This is a genomic window from Rhodoluna sp. (assembly GCF_044232805.1).
Classification (GTDB): Bacteria; Actinomycetota; Actinomycetes; order Actinomycetales; family Microbacteriaceae; genus Rhodoluna.
Map to the genome: position 1 here is coordinate 1 of NZ_JBIILG010000051.1, position 6,845 is coordinate 6,845.

The 6,845-nt window shown below is 49.2% G+C and carries 7 protein-coding genes; 1 reads left to right on the plus strand and 6 read right to left on the minus strand.

What is annotated here, in order from left to right; all coding sequences use genetic code 11:
• The 3 genes from AC9UES_RS06050 to AC9UES_RS06060 form a co-directional block, all read right to left on the minus strand.
• Window positions 1-683, minus strand: a 683-nt coding sequence (locus AC9UES_RS06050) for a CpaE/TadZ family protein (protein WP_509527647.1), incomplete at its 3' end; no start/stop codon positions are given.
• Complete coding sequence (locus tag AC9UES_RS06055) at window positions 683-1,297, minus strand: CpaB family protein (RefSeq protein WP_509527650.1); 615 nt, start codon at window positions 1,295-1,297, stop codon at window positions 683-685. The genes AC9UES_RS06050 and AC9UES_RS06055, both read right to left, overlap by 1 nt.
• A complete protein-coding gene (locus AC9UES_RS06060) occupies window positions 1,294-1,794 on the minus strand; it encodes a hypothetical protein (RefSeq protein WP_509527652.1) in 501 nt (166 codons plus the stop codon). The genes AC9UES_RS06055 and AC9UES_RS06060 overlap by 4 nt, the downstream gene beginning before the upstream one ends.
• Window positions 1,795-1,906: 112 nt before the next feature.
• Between AC9UES_RS06060 and AC9UES_RS06065 the strand changes: the two genes are divergently transcribed.
• Window positions 1,907-2,347, plus strand: coding sequence for an Rv3235 family protein (locus tag AC9UES_RS06065; protein ID WP_509527655.1), 441 nt, complete (start codon window positions 1,907-1,909; stop codon window positions 2,345-2,347).
• On the opposite strand, the gene secA is transcribed toward AC9UES_RS06065, so the two are convergent.
• The 3 genes from secA to AC9UES_RS06080 form a co-directional block, all read right to left on the minus strand.
• A complete protein-coding gene (gene secA / locus AC9UES_RS06070) occupies window positions 2,344-5,025 on the minus strand; it encodes a preprotein translocase subunit SecA (protein ID WP_509527657.1) in 2,682 nt (893 codons plus the stop codon). The genes AC9UES_RS06065 and secA overlap by 4 nt on opposite strands.
• A 77-nt stretch (window positions 5,026-5,102) precedes the next feature.
• On the minus strand, window positions 5,103-5,606 hold the full coding sequence (locus AC9UES_RS06075; RefSeq protein WP_509527660.1) for a ComF family protein: 504 nt from the start codon (window positions 5,604-5,606) through the stop codon (window positions 5,103-5,105).
• Between the two features lie 181 nt (window positions 5,607-5,787).
• Window positions 5,788-6,845 (minus strand): LpqB family beta-propeller domain-containing protein (locus AC9UES_RS06080; RefSeq protein ID WP_509527663.1); only part of this gene is annotated, 1,058 nt, incomplete at its 5' end.

The window sequence follows — 6,845 nt, forward strand, 5'->3', positions numbered from 1 at the left end:
AATGCCGCTGCCTCGATTGCACCAAGACCGGCAAGGGTGGTCTTGATCTCGGACTTGGCCTGCGAAATAACCGAGTTTCTAAGTCGATTTACTATCAACTTTGGTTGCTCGGTTAGTGACAACAGGTATTGCTCGACTCTAAGCAGCCTAAAGATTCCGATTGGGTCCGCAAGGGCCACGAGTACCACTTGATCACTTATGCGAACCACCTCACTGGTTAGATCAAATTCATGTTTTGGCTTTAGCGAACCTAAGTCCACAACAACAAAGTCAAAGCTTGCTTTGGCCACTTCCAGAATTGCCTGGATACTCTCTCTGGTAAGCTCCAAGACCTGGTCTGAGATAACTCCGGGTAAAACTGTGATTGAACTTTTAGGAATCTTGATGCTGAGTCTTTCAAGTTGTGTTTGATCAAATCGCTGCTGGCCCGCAATTCTTAGGGCCCCAACTAGCCCGGCCGGAAGCTCTGAAAGGCAGAAGTAGTTTGCAATGCTGGGACCTTCAAGGTCTGCATCAATAAGCAGGACCGAATACTTTTCTGCCGCTAGCTCTAAAGCTATGTTTATTGACACGGTAGTTTTACCGGTTGAGCCGTGGGGGCTGGTAACGGCAATAATCTGCGGTTCGGGTTTTGTATTTTGTTTCTTAGCGGCTTGTAGTGACCGAACAATTGATTCCAGCACTAGCTGGAACCTCCGGTAGCAGTAATTGCAATCGAGGCTTGGCCAGAGATTGCTCCAAGAAGATATTGAAGTGACTCGGTTGGGACTCTTAGCTCTAGAGATTTCTGCTGGCTGGCAAAGCCGCTTTCTGGTTCAATAAGCTCAACTACCTCAGCGTCTACGGCCAGCAAAACTGGTTCGCCGTAAGTTTGGAATTCAAGTAACGGTGAGGCCCAGATGGCTACTTTTGAACCAACGGTTACATGGCTGCTTACGGGTATTTGCGGGGTGAGCACCAAGTTGGACCAGTTGTCTTGATCTTGGGTTGTTATGGCTGAAAGCGGAATTGTTTCACCGGAGCCAATTGGTCTTTGTAGATAGGCACCTTCCAGGAGTGATTCTGGCCGTAGGTAGGCTCCCGCAAGACCAAAAAGCGAGAGCTCTATCTTCTCTAGGTTGTTCAGGTTTAGAGCTGCCCCCGAAGGCAGGTCTTGCTTGGTGACCAGAAAGACCTCTGTGGTTTTATTGCTTTCGATAAAGAACCAAGCTCCAAGTACTGATCCAAGTACGACAAGAGCAGATAGCGCAATGGAAACTGGGCTCTTGCCGCTTGGCTGGCTTCTGAGTATTTTCATGAGTTGAAATCCTTTCGGTTGAGTTGGCTTGGGGAAATCTCGAGGTAGCTAAGTGCCTGGAGTGGAATTAAGGGCAGTCGGTAGCTATCGGTTGCGACCAGCCCCCTTGTTGCGCCCAACACAACCAAGCTCACTTTCTTACGTGGATCATTTTGAAAGCAAATGGTTGCTGGGGCGGGAAGAAAAAGTGATGCGAGTAGTTCTCCCGCAGCTTTGCGGGTCCAAGTGATTGCAGCTGAGGAATCAGGAGGGTGGGTCTGAAATCTAAGGGCCATAACTTGATTTAGGCGAATCAGGCTCCAGCTCATCTTGTCTTCGAGCAAGCCAAAAACAAAGGACCGGCTAATTCTCACCTGGGTCAGCTCGCGAGTGAGGCTATTGGCTAATTCGACTTGAAGGCAATTGGCACCTTCTGGGATTAGCGGCGATTGTCTATGGCGGGATTTAACCTGAGGTTCGTAGTTGGTGAGTGTGGTCATGTCAACATCATTTCGCACCTGCCGACATTGCTAAATAGTTATACACAAGTGATTAATGCCAGCAAAAAGCGCAAGCGTGTTCAATTACCCTGAAGCCACTCAAATTGAGTTTGGCTAATAAGGGAGTGAAGTGAAGAAACCAGATATTCGAATTGATAGCACTATTCACTCGAGGGGGTATGAGAACCAAAGACACCTTGAGTTTGGGCCTGATTTACCAGAAACCCAGCCGCTTGGGCGGCCCCAGATATTTATTGCAGCTATTGCAACAGCCGTCAACGAAGTAATCTCAGGGGTCCGGTCAGTTGATCAATTACAAAACGTTTTGAACGAACATGTCTATGAGTCCCTAAAAAGAAGGGCGGTTTCTAGAGCTCAGTATCGGTTGAAACACGGAAGAAAACCGCAGGTGCAACCAACCGATGTGGTGCGCGTGAGATACCAGTACCCGAGCGCGGGGGTAATCGAATCAGTTGTGGTTCTTAGCTCTGGCAGAAGATCAAAAGCTGTTGCTATCCGACTTGAAGGTGTCCACAACATCTGGCGAGCCACCAATATTGGATTTATCTAGCCTTTGAAAAAGGAGCTTCCTTTTTTGGGCTTGCCGGTTTTTTGGGCCTGAGCTTGCTTTCTGGCAGCTGCCCGATTCAATGGAGCGCGTTCGACAGCTGGCTCAGCGGCTTCTTCTGGAGCTCCAGGGGCGCTGTAACTTAGGTTGGCCTGTGGTCTAATCTGATCCACCGGTGACTGGTTCACGCTGACTTCCACGTTGAATAGATAGGTGATGACTTCCTCGCGGATAGATCCCATCATCTGCTGGAACATTACGAAACCCTCGCGCTGATACTCAACCAGTGGGTCACGCTGAGCCATGGCACGCAAACCAATACCTTCTTTTAGGTAATCCATCTCATACAGGTGATCGCGCCACTTTCTGTCAATTACAGAAAGCACTACTCGCCTTTCAAGCTCGCGCATGCCCTGCTCACCGATTGATTCACTGCGCTTTCTATAGGCAATCTTGGCGTCGCTAATGATTTCCTTGGAAAGGAAGGTTGCGGTCAGTCTTGAGATGCTTCCTGCCTCAGCAAGGACCTCATCAATCTCAAGCGAAATTGGGTAAACGGCCTTTAGGTCAACCCAGAGAGTCTTTAGGCTCGCCAAGACATCATCCTTAGTGGCAAGGGTTGACTCAACAAGATAACTAATGGTTTCTTCTAGGAATTTATCAATCCGAGTTGCTATCTCATCGCCTTCGAGAACTCGCCTGCGGTCGCCATAGATCGCTTCGCGCTGACGATTTAGCACATCGTCATACTTCAAAACGTTTTTTCTAATCTCTGCGTTTCTGCCTTCGACTTGCGACTGTGCGCTAGCAATTGCCCTGGAAACAACTTTGGATTCGATAGCGGTATCGTCGGGCACACCGGATCGGTTCATCAAAGCAGAGGCTGCTCCGGAATTGAATAATCTCATCAAATCATCAGTCAAAGACAGGTAGAACCTGGATTCTCCAACGTCACCTTGACGACCGGAACGACCACGAAGCTGGTTATCAATTCGCCTGGATTCGTGACGTTCGGTGCCAAGCACATACAACCCGCCAACTGAGAGGACCTTCTTGGCTTCCACAGCTACTTCTTGCTTGATCTTTTCAAACTCGGTGGCCCACGCGGTTTCGTATTCTTCTGGGCTTTGCTCAGAAACCAGTCCTTTTTTGGCAACGGCCTCAACTGTTAGAAACTCAGCGTTTCCTCCGAGCATGATGTCAGTTCCACGGCCTGCCATGTTGGTGGCAACGGTTACCGAGCCAAAGCGTCCGGCCATGGCAATGATGGCCGCTTCGCGGGCGTTGTTTTTGGCGTTTAAAACTTCATGTCTTATTCCGCGCTTGGCAAGCAGCACCGAGAGATACTCGCTTTTTTCTACGCTGGTGGTTCCAACCAGTACTGGCTGACCCTTGGCGTGACGATCGACGATATCTTCAACAACCATGTTGAATTTAACTTCTTCGTTTTTGTATATAAGGTCTGACTGGTCTTTTCTAACCATCGGCTTGTTGGTTGGAATTGGGATTACGCCTAATTTGTAGGTGGCCATAAACTCGGCTGCTTCGGTGGCCGCAGTACCGGTCATACCGGCTAGCTTGCTGTAAAGACGGAAAAAGTTCTGCAGCGTAACTGTTGCCAGGGTTTGGTTCTCAGCTTTTACCTCAACGCCTTCCTTGGCTTCAATTGCCTGGTGGATTCCCTCGTTGTATCTTCTACCCTGAAGAATTCTTCCGGTGTGCTCATCAACAATTAGCACTTCGCCTTTGATAACTACGTAGTCTTTATCTTTTTTGAAAAGAGCTTTGGCGCGGAGCGAGTTGTTCAAAAAAGAAATCAGTGGGGTGTTAGTTGATTCATATAAATTGTCAATTCCCAAGTAATCTTCGACCTTGGTGATTCCTGGTTCCAAAATTCCAACGGTGCGCTTTTTCTCATCCACTTCGTAATCAATTACCGGCTGAAGCTTTTGAGCAATTTTGGCAAACTCGGTGAACCAGCGGTTTGCTTCGCCTGAGGAAGGTCCGGAAATAATCAGCGGAGTTCTTGCCTCATCAATCAAGATCGAGTCAACCTCGTCCACGATGGCAAAGAAGTGCCCGCGCTGCACCAGGTCGGCTTTTTGCCAGGCCATGTTATCGCGCAGGTAGTCAAAACCAAATTCGTTGTTGGTTCCATAGGTAATGTCGGCTAGATACTGTTCACGACGAACAGCAGGTTCCTGGCCGGATGTAATGCAACCGGTAGTCATACCAAGGGCTCTAAAGACTCGACTCATGAGCTCACTCTGGTAGCTAGCTAGGTAGTCGTTTACAGTAACAACGTGAACACCTCGACCGGCAATGGCATTTAGGTACGCGGGCAAAGTTGCCACCAGTGTCTTACCTTCACCGGTTTTCATCTCAGCAATGTTGCCAAGGTGTAAGGCGGCACCACCCATAATCTGAACGTCAAATGGTCGCAATCCAATGGTCCTGGTGGCGGCTTCGCGCACAGCTGCGAAAGCTTCTGGAAGCAAATCATCCAGACTCTCGCCCTTGGCAAATCTCTCCCTTAGAGAGGTAGTCTCGTGCCTGAGTTCCTCGTCGCTAAGCTGCCGAAAGTCTGGTTCTAGAGCATTGACAGCCTTGGTTAGAACCTTGAGCTTTGCTAGGGTGTTGCCTTCGCCGGCACGAAGAACTTTGTCAAAAATTGACGCCAAAATGCGCTCCAAATCAATTGGGAAGTTATTACCCTCAATCTTAGAGCCTTGGCTAGCTCGTGGCCCAGGCGCAGAATTTAGCCCTTCGAATAGCTAATTGCCAGCACTCCAGCCAGAGTTGCTCCCCCGAACCTAAGGACCCTCGCGGCCTCGAGGGCGGTGGCCCCGGTGGTTACAACATCGTCCAAGAGGTAGCAAACTCTTCCCGCGACCGATTGATTTAGCTCCATGCTGTTAGACAGGTTTGCTATGCGCTCTGGCTCAGTAAGGCCAACTTGATCTTGCACTGGGCGCGCAAACCTCAGGCAATTCAGAACCGAGAGGCTTGGGTAACTACTTGCAACCGCTTGCGCCAAAAGCAGCATTGGGTGAAAGCCTCTTTTAGAAAAATTCCTAAGGCTGCTTGGTACGGGTACAAGATACTGAATTGATTCACTCGCAGGAAGGTTTTCAATTACTGGTCTAAGCATTTGGGCTAGTTCTGCAACAAGTGCGAACTGCCCCTTGTCTTTGAGTGAAACTAATAGCTTGGAAGTTTCGTCGCTGTATTTGGTCACTGTGTATAAAGCTAATCCTGACAAGAGAAATTCTCGAGGTTCAATCCAAAGCAGATTTTTGCAATCTAGGCACAAGTTTTTCCCAGGTCGATCACAGACCGCACATCGCGAGGGAAAGATCAGATCAACAAGTGAACTTGTAAGCACTAGTAAATGCTGGCCAGATGAACCAATCGGAAACAGCAGAAAGTAAAACTGTTGAAAACTATTTCAGCAAAGCAATTGCTGAGACTGAAGAAACGATTGAAGACCAGAATGAACCTCTAAAGGTAAATAGCTCTCCGGTGTCTTTCAGGATGTACATAGCTGAGCCATCGCCTAGGGCAACCAGTGACCTAGCATCTGCCAGCCCCTGAACCAATCTTGTGCCACCACCAATTTCGACCAAAGCAACGCTTGAGGAATCTGACTCGGAAGTGACAACAGAAAGCGTGACCTGGTCAAACCAGCTCACCAAAGTTGGATTTGAAAGCTCTGCTGCCAAAGCTATGGGCGGAGAAAGCTCAATTGGAGTGCCGTCCTGGTTTCTAATGACGCTAGTCAGAAGCACCTGATTGGTAGACCCGCGATCGACAATCAGTGCCGCCCGGGATCCTTCCGGCGAAAGGGCAAATGCGGTAATGGCCTGGCCGCCAAGCCAAGATACGGTCAGTGGTTTGGAATCTACTGACACCTGAGATCTAGAAACCAGCCAGAGCTTGCCCAGCGGGTCATATTGAACTGCGCTCAGATTGGTCCTAGCATCTAGCAAATCAAAGGCTTTGCCTGGGTTATCAAGTGCTGTTTCAAAGACTCCAGTGCTGGTGGAGGCGGCAATTTTTGACGCCGAAGCAGAAAGAGCCAAATTGGTAACTTCTCTTGAACCAAAAAAAGATAAGCCAGCTGGAATCATATCTGCCGCTACGCCAGAAACAGCATTGAGCCCATCTTCACCCAAGGCCACCAGTGTGCCGCTAGCTCCTGAGCTCACTTCCAGTTCGCTATCGGGGATATCCTGGGCGGAACGCTCAATTGAGATGGCCACTTCCGTGATGGTTGGAAGCTGGGAAAGGGTTGCAACCAGTTGCGCTTTCATGAGAGAACGATCGGACAAACTTGCAACTAGAGCTCGTGCGCTTAGATCAACTAGTGCAACCTCTTGCTGAACAGTAACCGCATCCAAAGACAAAACCGTTCCGGTAGGAATCGCAGAAACCACCGCTGGCTTTAACCATTCTGATGGTCCAGCCAGCAAAGCATTGACCAACTTGGTTCCCGTAGCTG